The sequence below is a fragment of the Microbacterium capsulatum genome, from assembly GCF_030865425.1.
GTDB classification, from domain to species: domain Bacteria; phylum Actinomycetota; class Actinomycetes; order Actinomycetales; family Microbacteriaceae; genus Microbacterium; species Microbacterium capsulatum.
Genome location: NZ_JAVFCB010000001.1, coordinates 417,633 through 440,982, shown reverse-complemented (window position 1 = coordinate 440,982; position 23,350 = coordinate 417,633). Strand labels below are relative to the sequence as shown.

Sequence of the window (23,350 nt, the reverse complement as noted above, 5' to 3'; positions counted from 1 at the left end):
GGAAGCCCATGCCCCGCACCACGCCGCCAGAGCCGATCGACGAGCGCATCCAGGACATCGATCTGTCGAGCGAGATGCAGGGCTCCTTCCTCGAGTACGCGTACTCGGTCATCTACTCGCGAGCCCTCCCGGACGCCCGCGACGGCCTGAAGCCGGTGCAGCGCCGGATCCTGTTCCAGATGGCGGAGATGGGCCTGCGCCCCGAGCGCGGGCACGTGAAGAGCGCCCGCGTGGTCGGCGATGTGATGGGCAAGCTGCACCCGCACGGCGATTCCGCGATCTACGACGCGCTCGTCCGCCTCGCGCAGCCGTTCTCGCTGCGCCTGCCCCTCGTCGACGGCCACGGCAACTTCGGCTCCCTCGACGACGGCCCGGCCGCCTCGCGATACACCGAGGCGCGGCTCGCCCCCGCCTCCCTCGCGCTCACGGAGAGCCTCGACGAGGACGTCGTCGACTTCGTGCCGAACTACGACGGCCAGTTCCAGCAGCCGTCCGTTCTGCCCGCCGCGTTCCCGAACCTGCTCGTGAACGGCGCGAGCGGCATCGCGGTCGGCATGGCCACGAACATGGCGCCGCACAACCTCATCGAGGTCGTCGCGGCGGCCACGCACCTGCTCGAGCACCCCGAGGCGACGACCGAGGAGCTGATGGAGTTCGTGCCCGGCCCCGACTTCCCCTCCGGCGGGATCGTGATGGGCCTGGACGGCGTGCGCGACGCGTACGCGAACGGACGCGGCGCGTTCAAGGTGCGCGGCAAGGTGTCCATCGAACCGCTCGGCCCCCGGCGCACCGGCATCGTCGTCACCGAACTGCCCTACATGGTGGGGCCGGAGCGCGTGATCGAGAAGATCCGCGACGCCGTGCAGGCGAAGAAGCTGCAGGGCATCAGCGACGTCAACGACCTCACCGACCGCAACCACGGCCTGCGGATCCAGATCGGCATCAAGAACGGCTTCGACCCGAACGCCGTGCTCGAGCAGCTGTACCGGCTCACCCCGCTGGAGGACTCCTTCAGCATCAACAACGTCGCCCTCGTCGACGGGCAGCCGCGCACGCTCGGGCTCAAGGAGCTGCTGAGCGTATACGTGCGGCACCGTCTCGAGGTCGTCACCCGGCGCAGCCGGTACCGCCTGGCCCGCCGCGAGGAGCGCCTGCACCTCGTCGAGGGCCTCCTCATCGCGATCCTCGACATCGACGAGGTCATCCAGGTCATCCGCTCCTCGGACGACTCCGAGCAGGCCCGCACCCGTCTGCAGAGCGTGTTCGACCTCAGCGAGCGGCAGGCCGAGTACATCCTCGAGCTGCGGCTGCGCCGCCTCACCAGATTCTCCCGGATCGAGCTCGAGACCGAGCGCGACCAGCTGCTCGCGGAGATCGCGAAGCTGCAGGAGCTGCTCGGCAGCGAGGCACTGCTGCGCGGCCAGGTGGCGAGCGAGCTCGACGCGGCGGCCGAGGCGTACGGCACGCCCCGCCGCACACTGCTGCTGAACGCGGCGCCGCCGAAGCCCCGCGCGACGAAGGGACCGGTCGACCTGCAGATCGCGGACGCGCCGACCGTGGTGGTGCTGTCCACCACCGGACGGGCCGTGCGCGTGGACCTGGAGCCGGGGCAGGAGCTCTCCCCCGCCGCCCGGCGCAGCAAGCACGACGCGATCCTGGCGACGCTCACGACGACGACGCGCACCGAGATCGGCGCGGTCACGTCCGCCGGCCGGGTGCTGCGGTTCACGGCGATGGATCTGCCGTCGGTGCCGTCCGCCTCGGTGCACCTCGCCGCCGGCGTGCCGCTGCGCGACTACATCGGCCTGCTCGACAAGAGCGAGCGGATCCTGACCCTGATCCGCTTCGACGACGACACCCCGGTCGCGCTCGGCACCCGCTCCGGCGTGGTCAAGCGCGTCGTGCCCTCGACGCTCGCCGTGCGCCCGGAGCTCGAGATCATCGGCATGAAGCCCGGCGACGCGGTCGTCGGCGCCGGCGCGGCCCCCGACGACGCCGAGCTCGTGTTCGTCACGAGCGACGCGCAGCTGCTGCACTTCGCCGCCTCCGGGGTGCGACCCCAGGGTGCGCCGGCCGGCGGCATGGCCGGCATCAAGCTCGGCGCCAAGGCCGAGGTCATCGCGTTCTCCGTGCTGGCCGCGGGCGACGACGCCATCGTCGTGACCGTCTCCGGTGCGACCGGGATGATCGCGGGGACCGACGCCGGCCGCGCCAAGGCCTCCCTGTTCACCGAGTTCCCCGGCAAGGGCCGCGCCACGGGCGGTGTGCGCGCGCACGCGTTCCTGAAGGGCGAGGATCGGCTGACGCTGGCCTGGGTCGGTGCGGAGCCGGCGCTCGCGGTCGGCCCCGACGGCTCGGCCAGGACCCTCCCCGAGACCGGTGCCAAGCGCGACGCCTCGGGCCAGCCGATCGACGGCGTGATCGGCTCCATCGGCGGCACGCTCGGGGCCTGACCCGGCCCGCCATCAGTCCTCGGTGCGGGCCGCCCCGAGGTCGGCGAGTCCCTCCGCCACGATGGCGGCCACGGTGCGGGCGTGCACGCCCTCGGGGTCCAGGTCGGGATCGAACACGGTGACCGCCGCTCCCCAGGCGTGCGGGGCGAGCGCGGCGAGCAGGCCCACGAGCTCGTCCGGGGCGAGGCCGCCCGGGTCGGGGCTGTCCACGGCCGGCATGTGGACCGGATCCAGCACATCCACGTCCACCTGGATCCAGTAGCCGCTCTCGAGTCCTTCGGTCGCACGCACCCGCGCGGCCGCCCGCGCCCCGCCGTGCAGGATCACGTCGTCGGCCGGCACCACGATCGGGATCAGCGCGCGCAGCTCCTCGACGTGCGGGTCGGCGTACCGGCAGCCGATGTGGGCCGTGCGCTCCGGCGCGAAGTACGGCGAGAGCCCGTCGATGTCCGACATCGCGGGCGAGTGCAGCCCGATCGCGGCCGCGAGGTCCTCACCGGCGACGCTGCCGATGCCGGCGCTGTTGCCGGGGTGACGGAAGTCGGTGTGCCCGTCGAGGTGCACCAGTCCCCCACCGCCGCTGACCCGCGTGGCGAGGCCGGCGCCGATCGCGAGACTGCAGTCGCCGCCGAGCACGAGCGGCACGTCGCCCGCGCGACGGATCTCCACCAGCCGGTGCGCGAGCCGCCGCGCGTGGTCGACGATCGCCGCCTCGTTGCGCACCCTGCCGGCCGGGCGGCGCCCGTCGTCGTCCACGTAGCGCCCCGGCAGCACGACGCCGCCGTCGAGGGCGCCGCGGGACTGCAGCAGGCGGTGCAGCCCTGCCTCGCGCAGGGCCTCCGGGGCCTTGCCCGCGCCGGGGACACCTCCGCGTACGGGCGGACGCAGGCCCAGGTTGGTCGGGGCGGAGACGACGGCGATCACCGTCTCAGTCTGTCAAGCGGCCGTGCCGTGCTCCGCAGACCCGCCCGGTGTGCGACGCATCCACACGTCGACGCCGTCCTCGTCCTCGGCCACGAAGCCGTGCCGCTCGTACAGCCGGCGCGCCGCCGATCCGACGAGCACCTGCAGCCGCAGCGGCCGCACCCCCTCGGCCTCGGCCAGCACGACCCGCAGCACGGCCGTGCCGATCCCGCGGCCCTGATGCACCGCGTCGAGGTAGAACATCTCGAGCCACAGCACCTCGTCGTCGGGACGCAGGGTGACGGTGCCGCCGACCACGCCGTCGATCAGGATCATCCGGGTGTGCGCGGTCGAGAAGTGCTCGATCACCCGCTCCCGGGACCGCTCCGGATCCCAGCCGACCAGCGGCTCCAGGTCCTGGCGCAGCACCCGCTCCTTGAGCGCGACGACCGCGTCGACGTCGTCCTCCGTCGCGGCGCGCAGCGCGATGCCCTCGGGGAGAGCGGTCATCACGCGTCGATGGCCTCGCGCGCGAGGCGGTCCGAGGAGTCGATGATGAACTCGCGACGCGGGGCGACCTCGTTGCCCATCAGCAGCTCGAACACCCGGCCCGCGGCCTCCGCGTCCTCCATCCGCACGCGGCGGAGCAGGCGGCCGGAGCGGTCCATGGTGGTGGAGGCGAGCTGCTCGGCGTCCATCTCGCCGAGGCCCTTGTAGCGCTGGATGGGCTCGTGCCAGCGCTTGTTCTGCTTGCGCAGCTTGGCCAGCAGCGCGTGCAGCTCCTGCTCGCTGTAGGTGTAGATGGTCTCGTTCGGCTTCGACCCGGGGTTCATCACGATGACGCGGTGCAGCGGCGGGACGGCGGCGAACACGCGCCCCTCCTCGATGAGCGGCCGCATGTACCGGAAGAACAGCGTCAGCAGCAGGGTGCGGATGTGCGCGCCGTCGACGTCGGCGTCGCTCATCAGGATGATCTTCCCGTAGCGCGCCGTGGAGATGTCGAAGGAGCGGCCGGATCCGGCGCCGATCACCTGGATGATCGACGCGCACTCGACGTTCGACAGCATGTCGCTGATCGACGCCTTCTGCACGTTGAGGATCTTGCCGCGGATCGGCAGGAGCGCCTGGTACTCGCTGACGCGGGCGTGCTTGGCCGTGCCGAGGGCCGAATCGCCCTCCACGATGAACAGCTCGGTCTGCGCGACGTCCGTGGACCGGCAGTCGACGAGCTTCGCGGGCAGCGACGACGACTCCAGCGCGTTCTTGCGGCGCTGGGTCTCCTTGTGCGCGCGGGCGGATACGCGTGCCTTCATCTCGGCGACGATCTTGTCGAGCAGCATCGACGCCTGGTTCTTGTCATCGCGCTTGGAGGATCCGAACCGCTCGGCGAGGGCCTTGCGGACCACCTGGGCGACGATCGTGCGCACGGCGGGCGTGCCGAGCACCTCCTTGGTCTGACCCTCGAACTGCGGCTCGGGCACGGTGACCGTGAGCACGGCGGTCAGGCCGGCGAGCACGTCGTCCTTCTCGAGCTTGTCGTTGCCCGCCTTGAGCCGGCGGGCGTTCTGCTCGACCTGGCTGCGCAGGGTCTTCAGCAGCTCCTGCTCGAAGCCCTGCTGATGGGTGCCGCCCTTGGGCGTGGAGATGATGTTGACGAACGAGCGCAACGAGGTCTCGTAGCCGGCGCCCCAGCGCAGCGCGATGTCGACCGCGCACTCGCGGTGCACCTCGGTGGCCTTCATGGATCCGTCCGCCTGCAGCACCGGCACGGTCTCGGTGAACCCGCCCGAGCCCTGCAGCCGCCACGTGTCGGTGACCGGCGCGTCGGTGGCGAGGTACTCGACGAACTCGCTGATCCCGCCCTCGTAGTGGTAGCTGGTCTCGTTCGCGGCCGGGGTGGCTCCGCCGTCGTCGCCCGCGAGCCCTGCCGGGCGCTCGTCGCGGACGAGGATCTCCAGGCCGGGGACGAGGAACGCCGTCTGCCGCGCCCGGGTCTCCAGGTCGGCGAGCTGGAACGCCGCGTCCTTGGTGAAGATCTGCCGGTCCGCCCAGTAGCGCACCCGCGTGCCGGTGACGCCCTTGGCGACCTTGCCGATGACGCGCAGCTCGCTGCGCTCCTCGAACGGGGTGAACGGCGCATCCGGCCGCGGAGTCCCCTTGTCGTCGAACAGGCCGGGCTCGCCGCGGTGGAAGGACATCGCGTAGGTTTTGCCGTCGCGGTCGACCTCGACGTCGAGACGCTCGGAGAGGGCGTTCACGACGGAGGCGCCGACGCCGTGCAGACCGCCCGACGCCGCGTAGGAGCCGCCGCCGAACTTCCCGCCGGCGTGCAGCTTGGTGTAGACCACCTCGACGCCGGTGAGCCCCGTGCGCGGCTCGACGTCGACGGGCACGCCGCGTCCGCGGTCGCGCACCTCGACGCTGCCGTCGACGTGCAGGACCACCTCGATGCGGGTGCCGTTGCCGGCCACGGCTTCGTCGACGGAGTTGTCGATGATCTCCCAGAGGCAGTGCATGAGGCCCGGCGATCCGTTCGAGCCGATGTACATGCCCGGGCGCTTGCGGACGGCTTCGAGCCCTTCGAGGACCTGGAGGTGATGGGCGGAGTACTCGGCTGTCACAATTCTCAATCGTATCGACGTCCGGATGCCGCCGATGGCCGACACTCCTAGCGCGGTCGGGACCTCCGGGCCCCGGATACGCGGTCAGCGAAACACGCGGAACTACGGGCATTACTCCCAGGTCCGCGTGGTTGTATAAAGCAGATGCAGTAAGCAAGAAACGAGCACTGGGGAGGCATCGAGATGAACGCGACGACTGAACGAGACAGCACCACCATCCCCCGCCTCACGGCGATGGATCGGTGCGACTCCTGCGGAGCCCAGGCGTACATCGCCGCCGTGGTCAACGGCTCCGAGCTGCTGTTCTGCGCGCACCACGGGCGCAAGTACGAGGAGAAGCTGCGCGCGGTGGCGACGAGCTGGCACGACGAGACGTCGCGACTCCTCGACTCCTGAGCACTTTCAGACAGGAACGCCCGGTGTCCTCGGACTCCGGGCGTTTTTCGTGGCCCGGGATCGCCGGACCGCGTGGGTGGGATACGGCCGTCAGACCTGCTCGCGGCGCACGTGCGCCGTGAGGCGGCAGAGGATCTCCTCGCCGACCGTTCCGATCGCCTCGGCCAGCGTCGTCGGCACGACATCGCCGGATCCGCCGCGGCCGAACAGCACGACCTCGTCGCCGACCGCCGCACCCTCCCAGGCCGCCACCCGGGCGGAGTCGGGATCGATCCGCCGCAGCGGACGAGCGCCGGCCGGAGTGCCGACCTCGACACGACCGGCGAGGATGCTGGGCAGGCCGTCGAAGGATCCGATGCCGACGACGACCTCGTCCCCCTCGATCCGCTCGACCATCGCCACGAGCTCGGCCGCCGGCGCGATCCCGGGCAGGTCGGGACCGTCGGCGGAGCGGATCCCGTAGCAGAACGCGCCGACCCGGACGAGAGTGCCGCGCAGCTCGGGCCGGGCCCAGGTCGCCGCCGACGCCGTGAGGTGCACGTACGGCAGTTCGGCGCCGAGCACCCGTGCCCGCTCCACCGCGGCGAGGAACCGGGCCTGCGCGTCGTCGTCCTCCGCGTCGCTGGCCTCGGCGAGGTGGCTCCAGGCACCGACCAGCACGACGCGCCCCTCGCCCTGCGCCCGGAGCGCGAGGGCGACGCCGTCGTCCCACTCGTCCGCGGCGAGGCCGTTGCGGTGCAGACCTGTGTCGACCTTCAGGTGGATCCGCGCGCGCACGCCCAAGGCTCCGGCGCGCTCGATGACGCGGCGGAGGTAATCCAGGGAGCCGACGCCCAGATCGACATCCGCGAGCAGCGCGTCGGCGATCTCCTCGTCGTCGGAGGTGACCCAGGCGAACAACCGGGTCTCGGCGCCGACCACCTCGCGCAGGCGCACGGCCGTGGGGATGTCGTAGGTGCCGATCCAGCCGACCCCCGCATCCGCGGCCACCTCCGCCGACCAGCGGGCGCCGAGCCCGTAGCCGTCGTCCTTCACGACCATCATCAGCTCGGCCGGTTCGACGCGCCGCGTCACGGCCGCGATGTTCGCGCGGAGCACGGCCTCATCGACCCGCAGCACGGGCCTCGTCATGCCTCCCATGCGCGCTCCGTCCGCCGGCCGACCACGGCGACGAGCTCCCCGACGCCCATCCCGGTGATCCGCGCCCAGTCCGCTGCCCCCGCCGCGAGCGGTCCCCGTCCGCCGAAGTAGGTGGCCTCGGCCCCCATCCGGACGTCCGCATCGCCGATGTCGACCACGCACACGTCCATGGCGATCCGACCCACGATCGGGTGCACGATCCCGTCGATCTCGACCGAGGCCGTGCTGCCGAGCGCCCGCACCACACCCTGCGCGTATCCGCCGGTGATCAGCGCGAGCCGGGAGTCCTCCGGGGCGCGGTGGATGTACCCGTACGAGACGCCGCCGCCGGCCGCGATGTCCTTCGTGGACAGCACTCGGCCGACCACCCGCATCACCGGGGCTCCGGGGAGGGATCCGTCGTCGTCGGGGAGGCCGTAGAGCAGGCGCGGATCCAGGTCGGGCTCGTCGGTCCAGGTCGCGGCGACGCCCTCGAGGGCGAGTGCCTGCGCCTCCGCGTCGCCGTCCACGCGCACGGCGCGCGCCCCGGCGGCCGTGACGGCCTGGGCGACCGCGAGCAGCCCATGGCCCCACGCGTCGCGGCGGAGATCGGCGATTCCGGCTCCACCCGCCTCGACCGCGCGGGCCGCACCCAGGGCGAGAGCCGACCGGGAGATGCACGAGCGCAGCATGGCGCTCCGCGTCCTCTCGCTCATGGTCTCCCCCGTCCTGCGTCGCTGGCGCCCGTCCGGCGCCGGCGGCGCCGAGAGCGGTCTCAGACCTTCATGTAGGTGAAGACCTCGTCGCCGACGCGGTCCTCGATCGCCTTGCGCGCTCCGGCCGCCAGCGCGTTCAGCGCGTCGTGCTCGGCGCCCGCGCGATAGGAGTGCCCGCGTCGCTCCGCCGCGATCCGGAGGATCTCGTCGCTCAGCTGCGGGTTCAGCGGAAGCACCGGGCCCTGCACGTTGGTCGCGAACACGTTGCGCACGCGGATGGTCTCGCCGGAGCCGGCGCCGCGAGGGAAGGATCCCTTGCCCGCGACGACGGTGCCGTAGACCTCCGCGCCCTCGCCGAGCGCCCACTCGGAGGCGTGGTCCTCGAAGCCGATGAGACGGCCGTGCACGGTGTCGGCGATGACGTAGCCGACGCGGCGCTCGCGCGTGCGCTCGACCCGCAGGGGCAGGATCCCGAGGCCGTCCAGCACCTCGCCGTCCAGCAGCGCGACACCGTCGGAGAGCAGCTCGGCGCCGGCGCCGACGGCCAGCACGGCCACCCCGGCGTCGATCGCGGCTGACAGCTCGTCGCGGCGGGCGCGCAGATCGTCCGCCACGATGCGCATCGCCGAGAGCGGCCCGTTGCCGAGGATCACGACATCCGCGTCGGCGGGAGTCGCGTCGCCGATGCCGACGTGCACGACCTCGACGGGGATGCCGGCGCGCTCGAGGCGGGTCTCCAGCGCGCGGACGTTGCCGCGGTCGCCGGTGACGCCGAGCTCCTGCGGGTACAACTGCACGATCTTGACGATCGCTCCCTGAGCCTGTCGAAGGGTCATCGGCGCGCCACCTCCTGATCGCCGTGGCCGAGGATCCGGCGGCCGATCATCATCAGCTCGTAGTTGACGAACCAGGTCTGCCGCCCCGTCGTGGTGTCGGGCAGGGAGCGCATGTACGCGACCGCCTTCTCCATGTCGGGCTCCACGAGTCCCATGGGGATGCCGGCGTGCTCGAGACGCAGGGCCAGCTGATAGGCCTTCTCCCCCGTCACGACGTCGACGTGGTCGATCCCGTCGAGATCCACGTCGTACAGCCAGGACACGTCCGGCGTTCCCTCGTCGATCGCCAGCAGCAGCCGCTCCGGGGCGCCGTCCAGGGCGTCCAGGTTCATCTGCATGCTGGGGGCGTTCTTGAACATGACGAACTCGACCTGCTCGCCCTGCGCGTCGTTCCGCAGCGGGATGACCTCGCCGCGACCGTACGCGGGCGCCATGTTCGCGAAGCCGCGTCCGGCGCTGGCCGCATCGAAGCCCGCGCCGAGCACCCGGGCCGCGACGGTCAGCGCCGCGGCGGCGTCGGCCGCGTAGTGCAGACCCTTGGCGGGCAGCGTGATCGGGACCGCGGATCCGTCCACCGTCACCGTGATCTCGCGCCCCGCGACCGCCACGACCTCGGCGAACGCGGGGTGCGCGATCGCGCCGGCCTCGCCGCTGCGGGTGTCGGTGGCGTTCGCGAGCCCGTGCGCGGACTCCGCGACGATCTCGGGGGCGACGCCGAAGAACGACACCGGCGCGATCATGCGTGACGCGTCGACCTTGCTCAGGTACGGGTCGTCCCGGTTGATTACGACGTGGTGGGTGGCGCGGGTGGAGGCCTCGAGCATCATGTCCGCGACGCGTTCGGTCTCGTAGAACCGGTACAGCTGGTCGACCTGCACGTTCAGCGACAGGATCACCGACGGCGAGAGCAGATCGGCGAGCTCGGACGCGTAGCCCTCGTCGACCTCGAGCACCGCCACATCGGCGCGCACCCGGCCGGTGAGGGTCGCGTCGGCCAGCAGCGCGCTGGTCACCCCCTGCGGCAGGTTCGCGCCGGTCGGGTTCGTGAACACGGTCAGCCCGTGCGCACGCAGCACCTCGCTGACCATGTGCGTGGTCGTGGTCTTGCCGTTCGAGCCGAGCACGAAGACCACGCCGTGGTCGAACTGACCGGCGAGCGTCGGCAGCAGCGAGGGCGAGAGCCTGTTGGTCAGGTATCCCGGGAACGCCGAGCCGCCGCCGCGGAGGCGCGTCGCGAAGCGCGCGAGCTTGCCCGCCGCCACGGGGAAGACGTACCGGAGACCTGCCTTGCGCGCCCGAGGAGTCCTCGGGTCACTCAAGATAGTCCCGCAGCGACTGCGAACGGCTCGGGTGCCGCAGCTTGGCCATGGTCTTCGACTCGATCTGGCGGATCCGCTCGCGGGTCACGCCGAAGGTGTCGCCGATCTGGTCCAGCGTCTTCGGCTGGCCGTCGCCGAGGCCGAAACGCATGCGGATCACGCCCGCCTCGCGCTCGGACAGGGAGTCCAGCAGCTGCTCGAGCTGACGCTGCAGCATCGTGAAGCCGACCGCGTCCGCGGGGACGACGGCCTCGGTGTCCTCGATCAGGTCGCCGAACTCGCTGTCGCCGTCCTCGCCGAGGGGGGTGTGCAGGGAGATCGGCTCACGGCCGTACTTCTGCACCTCGATGACCTTCTCGGGAGTCATGTCGAGCTCGCGGCTCAGCTCCTCCGGCGTGGGTTCGCGACCGAGGTCCTGCAGCATCTGCCGCTGCACGCGGGCGAGCTTGTTGATGACCTCGACCATGTGCACGGGGATGCGGATCGTGCGGGCCTGGTCGGCCATCGCGCGGGTGATCGCCTGACGGATCCACCACGTGGCGTACGTCGAGAACTTGAAGCCCTTGGTGTAGTCGAACTTCTCCACCGCGCGGATGAGACCGAGGTTGCCCTCCTGGATGAGGTCCAGGAACTGCATGCCGCGGCCGGTGTAGCGCTTGGCGAGGGAGACGACGAGGCGCAGGTTGGCGCCGAGCAGGTGGCTCTTGGCGCGCTGGCCGTCGCGGGCGACCCACTGCAGGTCGAGACCGAGCTGGCTGGTCTTCTCGGCCGCCGACATCGTGGACAGCTTCTCCTCGGCGAACAGACCGGCCTCGATCCGCATCGCGAGCTCGACCTCTTCGGCCGCGTTCAGCAGCGCGACCTTTCCGATCTGCTTCAGGTAGTCCTTGACCGGGTCGGCGGTGGCGCCGGTGATCTGGGTCGAGTAGACGGGGACGTCGTCCTCGTCGGTCGAGCTGATTCGGATCGCGCCGGTCGGCAGCGGCTCGGTGAAGACGGGCTTCGCGCCCTCCTCGTCGTCGGCGTCGTCGGCCGCGTCGGCCTCCTTCGCCGCCGCGTCCTCGGCGGCAGCCGCCTCGTCCTCGGGCTCTTCGTCCTTCTTGGCGCGGGACGAGGTCTTCTTCGCGGTGGCCTTGCTCGCCGCCGGCTTCTTCGCCGCGGGCTTCTTGGCGTCCTTCTCCTCGGCGGCGGCCGCCTCGGCGGCGACCTCCTCGGGTTCGGTCGCCGCGGTGTTCGTCCGGGTGTTCTTCTTCGTGGCAGTCGTCACGTCTCGCCTTTCAACGGGGAGCTGCGCGGGCCCCCCGGGACATTTCGGACACTAGTAAGACCCTTGTCAAGTCCGCATCCTCTCGGATGACCGCTTGACAACGGGTCGTGCAATAAGTATGTCACACTCCTGGGCTTCCGACTCCGAGGAAGCTGAACGACCCGATCCGGACGGAGGGGTCAGGTCAGACCGTTCTTGTCGTCGTCGCTGTTCGGGCGAGAGGCGAGGAACCGCTCCAGCTCGGCGGCGAGCTCGTCGGCGCTCGGCAGGGATCCCTCGTCGAACTGCCCCTGCTCGTCGCCCTCGACGTCGAGACCGGCCATGTACGCGTCATAGCGGTGCTCGAGCGTGCGCACCATCTGACCGAGCTCCTCATTGCCGGCGACCTGCTCGTCGACCCGCTCGAGGTAGCCGGCGCGCTGCTCGCGCAGCGAGTCGGTCAGCAGCACCAGGCCGGTGGCGGCCATCACCTTCTCCGCCGCGGTGAGCACGCCGTCCGGGTACTCCGTGTCGGCGAGGTAGTGCGGGATCAGCAGGACGAAGCTCGCGACGCTCCGCTCGCTCTGCACGAAGCGGAACTCGAGGAGGTGACCGGCGGTGCCGGGCACCTGCGTCCGCGGTCGCCACACCGAGTGCGCGGCGATGAGGTCGGCGCGGTTGCCGCTCACCGTGACCCCGATCGGGCGGGTGTGCGGCACCGGCATCGCGATCGAGTGCACCCAGGTGACCGTGGAGACCTCGTGCTCGGCCGCGAAGTCGAGGACCACGTCGGCGAAGGCGTTCCAGGCGAAGTCCGGCTCGTAGCCGGCCAGCAGCAGGAAGGGCCGGCCCAGCGCGTCGTGCGCCAGAGACAGCTCGAGCCGCGCGGGGCGCAGCTCGACGATGTGGTCCTGGTCGAAGGTGAGCACCGGGCGCCGGGCCCGATAGTCGAGGAGGACGTCGTTGTCGAAGACGATCAGCGGCTCCGGATCCGTCGTCTCCATGAGGTGGTCGATCAGACCGGACACCGCCGATCCCGCGTCGGTGAACCCGGTCAGCAGGATGACCAGTGGCAGGCCGGACGGCACGGCGCCGGTTCGGGCGACGTGTTCGTGGATCTCTCCGGAGATGGGCATACCCCCATGCTACGAGTCGGTCCCGCCGCACGGATCCGAAGAGCGCTGAAAGCGAACACGCGCCGCCGGGCGCGCCCCGCCGCGGATGCCCGCGAACCTAGGATGGGAGCCATGACGTCTCCTGCGCTCGAGCTCTCGACAGGCGCTCCGGCGGACGCGAACGCGGATGCGGTCGTGCTCGTCGTCGCCGGCTTCACCGACACCCCGGCCGATCTGGCTCCATTCCACTCCGTGCATACGGCGCTCACCGCGGTCGGCTTCACCGGCAAGGCCTGCGGCTTCTCGCGGATCCCGGCGCCCGAGGTCGCCGATGTCCCGGTCGCCGTGGTCAGCGCCGGATCCGCTCCGGATGCGGACGCGGTCCGCGAGGCGGTCGGCACCGCGCTGCGCACCCTCACCGGGTTCGAGCGCGTGTCGGTGCTCCTGGCCGACGCCGTCGCGCCGTTCGCCGCGGCCGCCGCGGAGGGAGCGCTGCTGGGCGGCTACCGCTTCGACGACTACCGCCTGTCGGAGCAGCCGCGCCGCGCCGCGACCGCGATCCTGCACGCCGAGATCTCCGACGCCGACGCGGAGCGCGCCCGCGTGCTGGCCGACGCCGTCGCCCTGACCCGCGACCTGGTGACCACCCCCGCCGAATGGCTCGGGCCGTCCGACCTCGCCGAGCAGGCGACCCGGGCCGTCGACGGCCTCGACGTCGCGGTCGAGATCCTCGACGAGAGCGCCCTCGCCGACGGCGGCTACGGCGGCATCCTCGGCGTCGGGCAGGGCTCGGCTCGTCCGCCGCGGCTCGTCCGCCTGGACTACTCCCCCGCTGACGCGGTCTCCCACGTCGCTCTGGTCGGCAAGGGCATCACCTTCGACACTGGTGGCCTCTCGCTCAAGCCGGCGGCGAGTATGGTCGGGATGAAGACCGACATGGCAGGCGCGGCGAGCATCCTCGCCGCCACCCGCGCGGTCGCCGCACTCGGTCTGCCGGTCCGGATGACGGCGTTCCTCTGCATCGCCGACAACATGCCGTCGGGCACCGCGATCCGGCCCGGCGACGTCCTCCGCCTGCTCGACGGCCAGACCGTCGAGGTCCTCAACACCGACGCGGAGGGCCGCCTGGTCCTCGGCGACGGCCTGGTCGCCGCGAGCCGGGAGAAGCCCGACGTCATCCTCGATGTGGCCACCCTGACCGGCGCGATCATCGTCGCCCTCGGCATGCGCCACACCGGCGTGTTCGGCGACGACGCGACCGTGCAGGAGGTGCTCGCAGCCGCCTCCGCGACCGGCGAGGCCGCGTGGCCGATGCCGCTTCCCGAGCACATGGAGGAGGAGCTGAAGTCCCCGATCGCCGACATGGTGAACGCGAAGATCGGCGACCCCGCGGGCGGATCGCTGTTCGCCGGCCTGTTCCTGCGCCGTTTCGTGGGCCGCACCTCGGACGAGAAGGACGCGCCGCGGATCCCCTGGGCGCACCTCGACATCGCCGGCTCGTCGGAGCACAAGGGCGCCCCCTACGGCTTCACCGACAAGGGCGCCACCGGTGCGATCGTGCGGACGCTGGTCGCGTTCGCCGAATCCCGCGCGAACGGATCCACCGCGAACGGAGTCCAGGCATGACCGCGCACACCTTCGACATCGTGATCCTCGGCGGCGGCAGCGGCGGCTATGCCGCGGCGCTGCGCGCGGCCGAGCTCGGCAAGACCGTCGCCCTGATCGAGAAGGACAAGGTCGGCGGCACCTGCCTGCACCGCGGCTGCATCCCGACCAAGGCGCTGCTGCACTCCGCCGAGGTCGCCGAGAACGTCCGCGACGCCGCGAAGTACGGCGTCGGCGCGGCGTTCGAGGGGATCGACCCGGCCGGCGTCCGCGCGTACCGCGAGGGCATCGTCGCGAAGAAGTACAAGGGCCTCGAGGGCCTGGTGAAGGCGCGCGGCATCACGGTCGTGCCCGGCACGGGTGTGCTGCAGGCGGACCGTACGGTCACCGTGGGCGAGGACGTGTACGCCGGTGCCGACGTGATCCTGGCGACGGGGTCGTACAGCCGCTCGCTGCCCGGTCTGGAGATCGGCGGGCGGATCCTCACCAGCGAGCAGGCGCTCGCGCTCGAGGAGGTCCCGCAGCGCGTCGTGATCCTCGGCGGCGGCGTGATCGGCGTCGAGTTCGCGAGCGTGTGGCGCTCGTTCGGCGCGGAGGTCACGATCGTCGAGGCGCTCGACCACCTCGCCCCGAATGAGGACATCGCGCTGAGCAAGGGCCTCGAGCGCGCGTTCCGCCGCCGCGGCATCGCGTATTCGCTCGGAGTGCGCTTCGCCGGCGCCACGCAGACCGCGGACGCCGTGACGGTGACGCTCGAGAACGGCACGACGTACGAGGCCGACTACCTGCTCGTCGCGGTCGGCCGCGGCCCCGCCACCGCGGGCACCGGATTCGAAGAGGCCGGGGTCGCGATGGACCGCGGCTTCGTGCTCACGGATCCCGAGCTGCGCACGAACGTGGAGCACGTATGGGCGGTGGGCGACATCGTGCCCGGCCTGCAGCTCGCGCACCGCGGCTTCCTGCAGGGTATCGCGGTCGCCGAGCGGATCGCGGGCCTGAGCCCCGCCGTCGTCCCGGACGCGCAGATCCCCCGGGTGACCTACTGCAGCCCCGAGGTCGCCTCCGTCGGCGTCACGGAGGCCGCCGCGATCGAGGAGCACGGGGCCGATGCCGTCGTTGCCTACGAGTACAACCTCGCAGGCAACGGCAAGAGCGAGATCATCGGCACCGGGGGCCTGGTCAAGGTCGTCCGGCAGAAGGACGGTCCGGTCCTGGGCGTGCACCTGCTCGGCGACCGCGTCGGCGAACTCATCACCGAGGGTCAGCTCGCCGTGAGCTGGGAGGCGCACCCGGAGGAGATCGCGCCGCTGATCCACGCGCACCCGACGCAGAGCGAGGCTCTCGGCGAGGCATTCCTCGCACTTTCCGGCAAGCCTCTTCACGCGATGTGAAATAAATATTGCGCATCGTGGAAATCAATGCTGGGTCAGACACCCACTTGCCCGCTAAGCTGAACACCATCACGTACTTCCTTAAGGAGACTCCGTCATGAGCACACCTGTGGTCCTTCCCGCCCTCGGCGAGAGCGTCACCGAGGGCACTGTGACCCGTTGGCTCAAGCAGGTCGGCGAGACCGTCCAGGCCGACGAGGGCCTGCTCGAGATCTCGACCGACAAGGTGGACACCGAGATCCCCTCGCCGATCAGCGGCGTGATCGAGGAGATCCTCGTCGCCGAGGACGAGACCGTCGAGATCGGCGCGATCCTCGCCCGCATCGGCGACGGCTCGGGCGCCGCGGCTCCGGCCGCTCCCGCTGCCGAGGCCGCCCCTGCTGCCGAGGCCGCCCCGGCCGCCGAGGCTCCGGCTCCTGCCGCCGAGGCTCCCGCCGCGCCGGCCGCCGCCACCACGAGCTCCGACGCGACCGAGGTGCGTCTCCCCGAGCTGGGCGAGAGCGTCACCGAGGGCACCGTCACGCGCTGGCTGAAGCAGGTCGGCGACGATGTGGCCGTCGACGAGCCGCTGCTGGAGATCTCGACCGACAAGGTGGACACGGAGATCCCGTCGCCGGTCGCCGGCGTCCTGCAGGAGATCGTCGCCGCGGAGGACGAGACCATCGCCGTCGGCGCGGTCCTCGCCCGCATCGGCAGCGGCGCCCCCGCCGCTCCGGCTGCCGCTCCCGCTGCTGCCCCGGCTCCCACGGCGACGCCCGCCCCGGCTGCTGCCCCCGCTCCGGTCGCCGCGCCCGCTCCGGTCGCCGCGCCCGCTCCGGTCGCCGCGCCCGCTCCGGTAGCTGCACCCGCCCCGGCCGCCGCTGCTCCGGCCGCCCCCGTCGCGGACTCCGGTTCGGACTCGCTGTACGTGACGCCGCTGGTGCGCCGTCTCGCCGCCGAGAAGGGCGTCGACCTCGCCTCCCTGACCGGCACCGGTGTCGGCGGACGCATCCGCAAGGAGGACGTCCTCACTGCCGCCGCCGCCCCGGCCGCTGCTGCTCCCGCCGCGGCCCCCGCCGCGCCGAAGCCCCGCGAGATCTCGGCGCTGCGCGGCACGACGCAGCCGATGTCGCGTCTGCGCAAGGTCCTCGCCGAGCGCGCTGTGGCGTCGATGCAGCAGACCGCTCAGCTGACCACGGTCGTCGAGGTCGATGTGACCCGCCTGTCCGACTACCGCGACAGCGTGAAGGGCTCGTTCCAGCAGAAGACCGGCGACAAGCTGTCGTTCCTGCCGTTCTTCGCCCTGGCCGCCGCCGAGGCGCTGCAGGAGTTCCCGGTCGTGAACGCGACGGTCGACGGCACCGACATCGTGTACCCCGCCACCGAGAACATCTCGATCGCGGTCGACACCGAACGCGGGCTGCTCACCCCGGTGCTGCGCGACGCGGGTTCGAAGAACATCGCGCAGATCGCGCACGAGATCGCCGATCTCGCCGCGCGCACCCGCGACAACAAGCTGAAGCCCGACGAGCTCGCCGGCGGCACGTTCACGCTGACCAACACCGGTTCGCGTGGCGCGCTGTTCGACACCCCCGTCGTGTTCCTGCCGCAGTCCGCGATCCTCGGCACCGGCACGGTCGTGAAGCGCCCCGGCGTGGTCACGGTCGACGGCCAGCAGGCGATCGCCGTGCGGTCCTACGTCTACCTCGCGCTGTCGTACGACCACCGCATCATCGACGGTGCGGACGCCGCACGATTCCTGTCGGCGGTCAAGGCCCGTCTCGAGTCGGCGGACTTCGCCGCGCAGCTCGGCGCCTGATCCAGGGTTCATGACGCCGGGGCTCCTGCCCCACCGGATGGCGGATCCGCGATGTCGTACACGTCGCGGATCCGCCATCCGTCGTCTCTGCGGATGATCACGATCATCTGCGCGCGGTCCTCGCCCGTGGTCCGCACCGCGGCGATGTCCCCGTAGTCCTCGATCAGCGTCGGAGCGGCGCCCGCACCGCGCACCGGTCGTACTGCAGAGGATCCGCCGTCCCAGACGCGGTCGCATCCGGGGGCGTGCCCGCCCTCGCACGTCCGGGCGGAGGCGATCAGCTCGGCGGCGGCCTTGAGCGGGTCCTGCTGCTTCGACGCGCCCGGCGTGCGTGCGGCGTCGCTCTGCGATGGCGGCATCGGCGCCGCCGCAGGGTCGGGCGATGCGGACTCCGAGCCTCCCGGCGTCGGTGCGGGCTTCGGACGCGCCGGCTCGGCCGTCGCCGAGGCCCCTCGTTCCAGGGCGTCGGCCGGCGGGGTCGCCGTCCCGGACGGCCACAGCGCTCCGGCGACGGCGATCACGGCGGCCGCTGTGACGGCGACGATCGCGGGCCCCGTCCAACGCTTCCGCGTGGTCACAGCAGGCGGGCGGGCGACGCGCGCGGCGGCACTGGGACCCGCCACCCGCAGGGTCGCGAGAGCAGCCAGGAGCCGGTCGATCCGCGCCCACCACGGCGGCCCGGAGGGCGGGAGGGATCGCACCCGCGGAAGCGCCACGCGTCGCGCCCCGCGCAGATCCCGCCGTCGCAGCGCCCGATCGGCCCGCCGCAGGGGCTCGGCGACCTGCAGCGCCGCGACCTGATCCATCTCGTCCGGCACGTGCAGCGGACGCGGCGCCGCGATCTCCAGCAGCTCCCGTTCCCACCGCTCGGCCTCCGCCTGCAGCCGGCGCGGTTCGTCGAACGCGGCGACCAGGCGGGCGAGCAGCCGGCTCAGAGCCCGATCCTCGGTCCGCTCCTCGAGCGCGCGGAGCAGCCGGGCGCTCGCGTCCAGCGGCGTCTCCCCTGCGCCCAGCACGAACATCGGCCGTGCCTCGTCGGTGAGCCACCACCGGCCGGTGAGGTCCGGATCGTCGCCCAGCTCGGCCAGACCGCGCAGCACGCTGACGGTGAGGGTGACCGCCTCGCCGTTCGCGATCGGACCGGCAGCGGTGCTCTGCGCGAGGAAGGCATCGCCGGTCCGCACGCACCAGGGCAGCAGCACATCCTGCCCGTCCTCGCGCAGCGCGAGATCGCGCGGCCCTGCGACGTGCTCCGCGCCCGCGAACCGCCAGCCGGGCCACCCGGCCAGGCCGGCCGCATCCGCGCGCACGCAGACGCCGTCGCCGACCGTGACGAGCTCCCCCGCGAAGGGCCCTTCCCCGTCGGCGAGGGCGCGGACGGTCCTGTGCGCGGCGGCGAACGCCGCGACTGTGCTGTGCTGGGTCATGGCCCCATCCCACGCCCGAGACCCTCACCTCGGGGACACCGGCCCGCAATCGGTGCAGAACGGACGGGGTCGCCCTCCGGTGCAGGACCACCACGAAACTCAGAGCGAGATCCCACCGACCAGAAGCGCCACAGGGACTCGCGTGCTCGCCGGACTCGGTAGGCTGGAAGGCATGGCAAAAACTCCTTCGACGCCCGAGAAGCGGCAGGGCCTCTTCTCGCAGCTGCGCTCGCTGTTCGGGTTCACGCGGGAGTACTACCCGTGGCTTCCCTGGGCTCAGATCGCGATCCTGATCGCCGGCGTCCTCGTCGGTCTCATCGTCGGCTACCTGATCCCCCCATTCCAGATCTGGAGCCTGGTGCTGTGGGGCATCACCGGTCTGCTGGCCGGCGTCCTCGGCGCGATGTTCCTCATGACGCGCCTCTCGACGACCGCCATGTACCGGAAGATCGACGGCATGCCGGGCGCTGCCGGACACGTGCTCAGCACCGCCCTCGGCCGCAACTGGCAGGGCTCCGACATGCCCGTGGGCGTCAACCCGAAGACGCAGGACGCCGTCTACCGCGCGATCGGCCGCGGCGGCATCGTCGTCGTCGCCGAGGGAGCCCGCGGTCGCCTCACCCGCCTCGTCAACGACGAGAAGACCAAGGCGCTGCGCGTCGCCCAGGGTGTGCCCGTGACCGTGCTCTACGTCGGGCACGGCGAGGGCGACATCTCGATCGACAAGCTCGCAGCCACGGTCAAGAAGCTGCCCAAGGCGATCGACAACGCCACGATGGCCGCCGTGATCAAGCGCATGGAGTCCGTGTCGCAGTCCCTCGCGTCGATGCCGATCCCGAAGGGCATCGATCCGCTCAAGGCCCGCGCCCCGCGTCCGCGCTGACCCGCACGCGCTCAGACACGAAGAAGCGGTCGGACTCCAGGGGTCCGACCGCTTCTTCGTGTCCGCGGGGCCGGTCAGGGTGCGTCCGGCCGCGCGTCCTTCGGGAGCTTGCGCACCTTCGCCCTGCGCCGGCGCCGCTCGGGGATCATCGAGCGCATCTCGTCGAGCTTGCCGAAGCAGAGCAGGCGGTCCTCGTCCTCGAGCACCACGTGCTTGCGGGGGTTCGGGATGACCGTCACGCCCCGATGCAGTGTGAGCACCGTGATGTCGCGGTCCCAGAGCCCGAGCTCGCCCAGCTGCTTGCCGACCTGCTCCGCACCCGCGTGGATGACGAGCTCGGCGACCCCGTAGCCGGTCGAGACGCTGAGGCGCTGGCGCACGTCGATCTCGGGGAAGTTCACCTGGTTCGCGATGTAGTCGATGATGGCGCCGGCGACGTCGAGCCCCGTGGCGGCCTCGATCCCCTGCAGGCCCGGCGAGGAGTTGACCTCCATCACGAGCGGCCCGTCCTCGCCCTCGAGCATGTCGACGCCGGCCACGCGCAGGCCCATGATCTGCGCCGCGCGCACCGCCGTCTGCTCGTACACCGGGTCGAGCGTGACGGCCTGGACGGTGCCGCCGCGGTGCACGTTCGAGCGGAACTCGTCGCCGTTCGCGACGCGGCGCATCGCCGCGACGACGCGGTCGCCGACGACGAGGGCCCGGATGTCGCGCCCCCGGCTCTCGGAGATGAACTTCTGGATCAGAACGTTCTGCTTCGTGGAGTGCAGCGTCTCGATGATCGCCTCGGCGACCTTGACCTGCGGGGCGAGGATCACGCCGATCCCCTGCGTGCCCTCGAGCAGCTTGATCACGACGGGCGCGCCGCCGACGCGCTCGATCGCCGGTCGCACGTCGAGCCGGTTCCGCACGAAGGCGGTCGGCGGCATGGCGATGTTGTGCCGGGACAGGATCTGGTTCGCGCGGAGCTTGTCGCGTGCGCTGGAGATGCCGTTCGCGGTGTTCGGCGTGTACACGTCCATCTGCTCGAACTGGCGGACCACGGCGGTGCCGAAATAGGTGATCGAGTTGCCGATCCGGGGCAGGATCGCGTCGTAATCGCTGAGCCGGCGGCCCCGGAAGTGCAGATCGGGTTCGTCCGACGTGAGATCGATCGCGAACCGCAGGGTGTTCAGCACCTTGACCTGGTGGCCGCGTTGGATCGCGGCGGCACGGAGGCGCTGGGTGGAGTACGACTGCGGGGCGCGCGAGAGCACGGCGAGCTTCACGGTGATTTCCTGCCAGGATGTGTGTGTGGACCGATCTCCCAATTCAAGCACCCTTATCGGGTGGCGCGAGTGGGTGACCCTCCCCGACGTCGGAATTCCGTGGATCAAGGCCAAGATCGACACCGGCGCCCGCAGCTCCTCCCTGCACGCGCAGCACATCCACGAGTTCGAGCGGGACGGGATCCCCTGGGTGCGCTTCGACGTGCGCCCGTGGCAGGGCGCGCACGAGTTCGTCCCCGTGGAGCTGCCGGTGTTCGACCGCCGCGACGTCCGCTCGTCGTCGGGACACGCGCAGAGCCGACTCGTCGTCCTCCTCGACCTGATCCTCGTCGGGAAGCGGATCACGGCGGAGGTCACGCTCAGCAACCGCAGCGAGATGGGGTTCCGGATGCTGATCGGCCGGGAGGCGCTGCGTCAGGGCTTCGCGATCGACCCCGCGCGCTCGTTCCTGGGCGGCAAGGCTCCGAAGACGTTCCGGCGGATCAACCGCGGCCACGAAGAGGTCTGAGGCGCGCGCAGCCACCCGCCGGCACGCGCCCCTGGCCACGGCATCCTCCGCCGTCTAGCGTGGAGGGATGACAGGCAGAGCGGAGACGTTCGTCGATGTCGAGGGCCTTCCCGTGCGGGTCTCGCATCCCGACAAGGTCGTCTTCCCCCGCGCCGGGATCACGAAGCTCGACATCGTCACGTACTACCTCGCGGTCGCGGACGGAGCGCTGCGCGGTGCCGGCGGCCGGCCGATGGTGCTCAAGCGCTTCGTCAAGGGCATCGACGCGGAGCCGTTCTTCCAGAAGCGCGTCGGAGCGCATCCGGACTACATCGGCACAGCGGTGCTCCACTACGCCTCTGGCCGGTCGGCAGAGGAGGCGGTCGTGACGGATGCCGCCGGTCTCGCGTGGGTCGCTAACCTCGGCTGCCTCGATCTCAACCCGCACGCGGTGCAGGCCTCCGACCTGGAGCACCCGGACGAGCTCCGCGTCGACCTCGACCCGATGCCCGGCGTGGACTGGTCGCAGCTCGTCGATGTCGCGTTCGTCGTGCGCGATGTGCTCGAAGACCACGGCCTCGCCGGGTGGCCGAAGACGAGCGGGTCCCGGGGGATCCACATCCTCACCCGGATCCGTCCCGAGGAGGATTTCGCCGCGGTCCGTCTCGCTGCGCAGACGGCGGCGCGGGAGGTCGAGAACCGCGCGCCGGGGCTCGCCACGGCCCGGTGGTGGAAGGAGGAGCGCGGCGAGAGCGTGTTCGTGGACTTCAACCAGAACGCCAAGGACCGGACCGTGGCCTCCGCCTACTCGATCCGACCGCTTCCGGATGCCCGCGTCTCCACCCCGCTCGGATGGGACGAGCTGCGGCTGCGCCGGCCCGAGGAGTTCACGATGCGGACGGTGCTCGCGCGGTACGCGGAGATCGGCGATCCGCATGCCGGGATCGACGCCTCGGTCGGATCGCTGTCCGGACTGCTCGCCCTCGCGGACGAACTCGGCCCGGCGGAGAAGCCTCCCCGCGGCTCGGACGGAACGGGCCGCCGCGTCTCGACGATGCCGCTGATCGAGATCGCCCGCACGAAGACGAAGCCCGAGTCCCTGGCGGCCGTGGAGACATGGCGCGGACAGCACCCGGAGGTCGCGGCGCTCCTGCAACCTGCGGACGTCCTGGTGGACGGCATGCGCGGCTCGAGCTCGCTCTGGTACCGCGTCCGGGTGAATCTGCAGCACGTTCCGGAGGAGGCTCGGCCCGCCCAGGAGCGGCTGATCGCGGACTACGATCCGTGGGCCGGGCGCGCCACCGACCCGCGGGGATGAGGAAGAGCGCTACGCGCGGATCAGAACGGTCCCGACCGCCTTGTCGTGCAGCCCGCGCTGATCCGCGTCGAAGACGACGGCCGGGATGACGAACACGAGCAGCAGGGTGCGCACGATGGGGCGCCAGAGCCCCACCCACGTGCCGTTCAGCATGACCAGGCGCATCCCGACGATGCGATGGCCGGGGCTGCCGCCGATCGTGGGGATGAACAGGATCTGCAGCACCGCGAACACGATCATCGGCGCGAACTGCGTGAGCCCCGCCTCCTTCGGCAGATCGAACTGACGGAACCCGAGGAACGCGCTCGCGATGATCGTCGCGGCGACGTAGTCGATCGCGAGGGCGGCGATCCGCCGGCCGATCCGTCCGATGCTGCCCGGCCCCGTCTGCGGGAGGCCGAGGCGTTCGCCGGGGAACTTCTGCGCGGGATCGGACATCCCTCCAGCCT

Annotated in this window: 20 protein-coding genes; 8 read left to right on the top strand and 12 right to left on the bottom strand. The window is 71.6% G+C overall.

The window, feature by feature from the left end; all coding sequences use genetic code 11:
• The first annotated feature begins 8 nt into the window (after positions 1–8).
• Positions 9–2,453, top strand: coding sequence for a DNA gyrase/topoisomerase IV subunit A (locus tag RBR11_RS02080; protein ID WP_308487630.1), 2,445 nt, complete (start codon positions 9–11; stop codon positions 2,451–2,453).
• 12 nt (positions 2,454–2,465) lie between these two features.
• On the opposite strand, the gene RBR11_RS02075 is transcribed toward RBR11_RS02080, so the two are convergent.
• The 3 genes from RBR11_RS02075 to RBR11_RS02065 are packed head-to-tail and all read right to left on the bottom strand — an operon-like array spanning position 2,466 to position 5,977.
• Positions 2,466–3,377 carry an arginase family protein gene (locus RBR11_RS02075; RefSeq protein ID WP_308487629.1) on the bottom strand — a complete coding sequence of 304 codons (912 nt, stop codon included), beginning with the start codon at positions 3,375–3,377 and terminating at the stop codon, positions 2,466–2,468.
• A gap of 12 nt (positions 3,378–3,389) precedes the next feature.
• The gene (locus tag RBR11_RS02070) at positions 3,390–3,866 is read right to left on the bottom strand and encodes a GNAT family N-acetyltransferase (protein ID WP_308487628.1); all 477 of its coding nucleotides are present in this window, start codon (positions 3,864–3,866) and stop codon (positions 3,390–3,392) included.
• Positions 3,866–5,977, bottom strand: coding sequence for a DNA gyrase/topoisomerase IV subunit B (locus tag RBR11_RS02065; RefSeq protein WP_308487627.1), 2,112 nt, complete (start codon positions 5,975–5,977; stop codon positions 3,866–3,868). Before RBR11_RS02065 ends, RBR11_RS02070 begins: the two co-directional genes overlap by 1 nt.
• Positions 5,978–6,160: 183 nt before the next feature.
• Between RBR11_RS02065 and RBR11_RS02060 the strand changes: the two genes are divergently transcribed.
• Positions 6,161–6,373, top strand: coding sequence for a DUF7455 domain-containing protein (locus RBR11_RS02060; RefSeq protein ID WP_308487626.1), 213 nt, complete (start codon positions 6,161–6,163; stop codon positions 6,371–6,373).
• A gap of 90 nt (positions 6,374–6,463) precedes the next feature.
• On the opposite strand, the gene RBR11_RS02055 is transcribed toward RBR11_RS02060, so the two are convergent.
• From RBR11_RS02055 to RBR11_RS02030, 6 genes are all read right to left on the bottom strand, one after another.
• Positions 6,464–7,504, bottom strand: coding sequence for an alanine racemase (locus RBR11_RS02055; protein ID WP_308487625.1), 1,041 nt, complete (start codon positions 7,502–7,504; stop codon positions 6,464–6,466).
• Entirely contained in the window at positions 7,501–8,208 is a 708-nt protein-coding gene (locus tag RBR11_RS02050; RefSeq protein WP_308487624.1) for an alanine racemase C-terminal domain-containing protein, read from the bottom strand. The genes RBR11_RS02055 and RBR11_RS02050 overlap by 4 nt, the downstream gene beginning before the upstream one ends.
• 59 nt (positions 8,209–8,267) lie before the next feature.
• Positions 8,268–9,044, bottom strand: coding sequence for a type 1 glutamine amidotransferase (locus RBR11_RS02045; protein WP_308487623.1), 777 nt, complete (start codon positions 9,042–9,044; stop codon positions 8,268–8,270).
• A complete protein-coding gene (locus RBR11_RS02040; protein WP_308487622.1) occupies positions 9,041–10,306 on the bottom strand; it encodes a MurT ligase domain-containing protein in 1,266 nt (421 codons plus the stop codon). The genes RBR11_RS02045 and RBR11_RS02040 overlap by 4 nt, the downstream gene beginning before the upstream one ends.
• A 49-nt stretch (positions 10,307–10,355) precedes the next feature.
• The gene (locus RBR11_RS02035; RefSeq protein WP_308487621.1) at positions 10,356–11,630 is read right to left on the bottom strand and encodes an RNA polymerase sigma factor; all 1,275 of its coding nucleotides are present in this window, start codon (positions 11,628–11,630) and stop codon (positions 10,356–10,358) included.
• 179 nt (positions 11,631–11,809) lie between these two features.
• Positions 11,810–12,745, bottom strand: a complete 936-nt coding sequence (locus RBR11_RS02030; RefSeq protein WP_308487620.1) for a proteasome assembly chaperone family protein — start codon at positions 12,743–12,745, stop codon at positions 11,810–11,812.
• A 111-nt stretch (positions 12,746–12,856) separates the two neighbouring features.
• On the opposite strand from RBR11_RS02030, the gene RBR11_RS02025 reads away from it, so the two are divergent.
• From RBR11_RS02025 to sucB, 3 genes are all read left to right on the top strand, one after another.
• Entirely contained in the window at positions 12,857–14,350 is a 1,494-nt protein-coding gene (locus tag RBR11_RS02025) for a leucyl aminopeptidase (protein WP_308487619.1), read from the top strand.
• Positions 14,347–15,720, top strand: a complete 1,374-nt coding sequence (gene lpdA, locus RBR11_RS02020; RefSeq protein WP_308487618.1) for a dihydrolipoyl dehydrogenase — start codon at positions 14,347–14,349, stop codon at positions 15,718–15,720. The genes RBR11_RS02025 and lpdA overlap by 4 nt, the downstream gene beginning before the upstream one ends.
• Before the next feature lie 97 nt (positions 15,721–15,817).
• Complete coding sequence (gene sucB / locus RBR11_RS02015) at positions 15,818–17,518, top strand: 2-oxoglutarate dehydrogenase, E2 component, dihydrolipoamide succinyltransferase (RefSeq protein ID WP_308487617.1); 1,701 nt, start codon at positions 15,818–15,820, stop codon at positions 17,516–17,518.
• A gap of 8 nt (positions 17,519–17,526) precedes the next feature.
• Here the strand turns inward: sucB and RBR11_RS02010 are convergent, their stop codons facing one another.
• A complete protein-coding gene (locus RBR11_RS02010) occupies positions 17,527–18,945 on the bottom strand; it encodes a hypothetical protein (RefSeq protein WP_308487615.1) in 1,419 nt (472 codons plus the stop codon).
• A 172-nt stretch (positions 18,946–19,117) separates the two neighbouring features.
• On the opposite strand from RBR11_RS02010, the gene RBR11_RS02005 reads away from it, so the two are divergent.
• Positions 19,118–19,828, top strand: coding sequence for a DUF4191 domain-containing protein (locus RBR11_RS02005; RefSeq protein WP_308487614.1), 711 nt, complete (start codon positions 19,118–19,120; stop codon positions 19,826–19,828).
• A 74-nt stretch (positions 19,829–19,902) separates the two neighbouring features.
• Here the strand turns inward: RBR11_RS02005 and RBR11_RS02000 are convergent, their stop codons facing one another.
• Positions 19,903–21,096, bottom strand: coding sequence for a RimK family alpha-L-glutamate ligase (locus RBR11_RS02000; RefSeq protein WP_308487613.1), 1,194 nt, complete (start codon positions 21,094–21,096; stop codon positions 19,903–19,905).
• A 1-nt stretch (position 21,097) separates the two neighbouring features.
• Here RBR11_RS02000 and RBR11_RS01995 point away from each other — a divergent pair, with 1 nt between their 5' ends.
• Together RBR11_RS01995 and RBR11_RS01990 are read left to right on the top strand one after the other, a co-directional pair.
• Complete coding sequence (locus RBR11_RS01995) at positions 21,098–21,604, top strand: ATP-dependent zinc protease family protein (protein ID WP_474100269.1); 507 nt, start codon at positions 21,098–21,100, stop codon at positions 21,602–21,604.
• A gap of 67 nt (positions 21,605–21,671) precedes the next feature.
• A complete protein-coding gene (locus RBR11_RS01990) occupies positions 21,672–22,901 on the top strand; it encodes a DNA polymerase domain-containing protein (RefSeq protein WP_308487610.1) in 1,230 nt (409 codons plus the stop codon).
• A gap of 9 nt (positions 22,902–22,910) precedes the next feature.
• On the opposite strand, the gene RBR11_RS01985 is transcribed toward RBR11_RS01990, so the two are convergent.
• A complete protein-coding gene (locus RBR11_RS01985) occupies positions 22,911–23,339 on the bottom strand; it encodes an RDD family protein (RefSeq protein ID WP_308487609.1) in 429 nt (142 codons plus the stop codon).
• Positions 23,340–23,350: the final 11 nt, after the last annotated feature.

What these genes read in the sequence shown, in the direction of transcription:
- RBR11_RS02080 (WP_308487630.1), top strand. Translation starts at nt 9, where the DNA reads ATGCCCCGCACCACGCCGCCAGAGCCGATCGACGAGCGCATCCAGGAC.
- RBR11_RS02070 (WP_308487628.1), bottom strand. Translation starts at nt 3,866, where the DNA reads ATGACCGCTCTCCCCGAGGGCATCGCGCTGCGCGCCGCGACGGAGGAC.
- RBR11_RS02060 (WP_308487626.1), top strand. Translation starts at nt 6,161, where the DNA reads ATGAACGCGACGACTGAACGAGACAGCACCACCATCCCCCGCCTCACG.
- RBR11_RS02055 (WP_308487625.1), bottom strand. Translation starts at nt 7,504, where the DNA reads ATGACGAGGCCCGTGCTGCGGGTCGATGAGGCCGTGCTCCGCGCGAAC.
- RBR11_RS02050 (WP_308487624.1), bottom strand. Translation starts at nt 8,208, where the DNA reads ATGAGCGAGAGGACGCGGAGCGCCATGCTGCGCTCGTGCATCTCCCGG.
- RBR11_RS02045 (WP_308487623.1), bottom strand. Translation starts at nt 9,044, where the DNA reads ATGACCCTTCGACAGGCTCAGGGAGCGATCGTCAAGATCGTGCAGTTG.
- RBR11_RS02030 (WP_308487620.1), bottom strand. Translation starts at nt 12,745, where the DNA reads ATGCCCATCTCCGGAGAGATCCACGAACACGTCGCCCGAACCGGCGCC.
- RBR11_RS02025 (WP_308487619.1), top strand. Translation starts at nt 12,857, where the DNA reads ATGACGTCTCCTGCGCTCGAGCTCTCGACAGGCGCTCCGGCGGACGCG.
- lpdA (WP_308487618.1), top strand. Translation starts at nt 14,347, where the DNA reads ATGACCGCGCACACCTTCGACATCGTGATCCTCGGCGGCGGCAGCGGC.
- sucB (WP_308487617.1), top strand. Translation starts at nt 15,818, where the DNA reads ATGAGCACACCTGTGGTCCTTCCCGCCCTCGGCGAGAGCGTCACCGAG.
- RBR11_RS02010 (WP_308487615.1), bottom strand. Translation starts at nt 18,945, where the DNA reads ATGACCCAGCACAGCACAGTCGCGGCGTTCGCCGCCGCGCACAGGACC.
- RBR11_RS02005 (WP_308487614.1), top strand. Translation starts at nt 19,118, where the DNA reads ATGGCAAAAACTCCTTCGACGCCCGAGAAGCGGCAGGGCCTCTTCTCG.
- RBR11_RS01990 (WP_308487610.1), top strand. Translation starts at nt 21,672, where the DNA reads ATGACAGGCAGAGCGGAGACGTTCGTCGATGTCGAGGGCCTTCCCGTG.
- RBR11_RS01985 (WP_308487609.1), bottom strand. Translation starts at nt 23,339, where the DNA reads ATGTCCGATCCCGCGCAGAAGTTCCCCGGCGAACGCCTCGGCCTCCCG.